General features: G+C 69.2%; 1 protein-coding gene. It reads right to left on the bottom strand.

What is annotated here, in order from left to right; translation table 11 throughout:
* Nucleotides 1-988: acetyl-CoA carboxylase biotin carboxylase subunit (locus D183_RS0110245; RefSeq protein WP_017908906.1), on the bottom strand; the 988-nt coding region annotated here is incomplete at its 3' end.
* Nucleotides 989-1,173 lie beyond the last annotated feature (185 nt).

Genomic DNA, 1,173 nt, shown 5'->3' with positions numbered 1-1,173 from the left:
GCGGCAGCGGCTGCCCGGCGGCCACGCGCAACTGCCACTCCACCAGGTCGGTGCCGGTGATGCACTCGGTGACCGGATGCTCCACCTGCAGGCGGGTATTCATTTCCATGAAGTAGAACGCGCCATCGGGCGCGACGATGAACTCCACGGTGCCGGCGCCGACGTAGCCCACCGCACGCGCCGCCTCCACCGCGGCCTGGCCCATCGCCGCACGCCGTTCCGCGTCCATGCCCGGTGCGGGCGCTTCTTCCAGCACCTTCTGATGGCGGCGTTGCACCGAGCAGTCGCGTTCGAACAGGTAGACCAGTTCGCCGTGCGTGTCGCCAAACACCTGGATCTCGATGTGCCGCGGCCGCAGCACGTACTTCTCCACCAGGACGTGCGCATTGCCGAACGCGGCCTGCGCCTCGCGCTGGCAGGCGGCGAGCGCGGCGGCGAAGTCCTCATCGCGATCGACCCGACGCATGCCCTTGCCGCCACCACCGGCACTGGCCTTGATCAGCACCGGGTAGCCGATGGCCGCGGCCTGTGCGCGCAGGAAATCCGGGTCTTGTTGCTCGCCGTGGTAACCCGGCGTCAGCGGCACCCCGGCGGCCTGCATCAGCGCCTTGGCCGCACTCTTGTCGCCCATGGCGCGGATCGCCGCCGGCGGCGGCCCGATGAACACCAGCCCGCGCGCGGCGCAGGCTTCGGCGAACTCGGCGTTCTCGGACAGGAAGCCGTAACCGGGATGGATGGCCTGCGCGCCGCTGCGTTGCGCGGCCTCGAGGATGCGCTCGCCGCGCAGGTAGCTCTCGCGCGCCGGCGCGGCGCCGATGTACACGGCCTCGTCGGCCAGGCGCACGTGGCGGGCATCGCGGTCGGCATCGGAATACACGGCCACGGTGGCGATGCCGAGCTTGCGGCAGGTGGCGATCACCCGGCAGGCGATCTCGCCGCGATTGGCGATGAGGATCTTGTCGAAGGTCGGCAGGTCGGGGGTGGCCATGGTCGGGTGCCTGGAGAAGGTTAGAGGTGTCGCGCTTGCGGTGCGCAGACGTGCGCAAGAGTTGCGTCGTAGGTGTTCAGCCGGAGCAGCTTCAGCGGTAGAAGTTGCTGTTGCCGTGCTTTGGCTTTGGCTTCGGCTGTTGCTCCGGCTTTTGATTTACCGGGTTCCCTTCCGAAGCGGCGGCC

The organism is Xanthomonas sp. SHU 199, assembly GCF_000364665.1.
GTDB lineage: Bacteria > Pseudomonadota > Gammaproteobacteria > Xanthomonadales > Xanthomonadaceae > Xanthomonas_A > Xanthomonas_A sontii.
The sequence above is the reverse complement of the archived record's forward strand: the minus strand, read 5'-3'. Positions and strand labels throughout refer to the sequence as shown.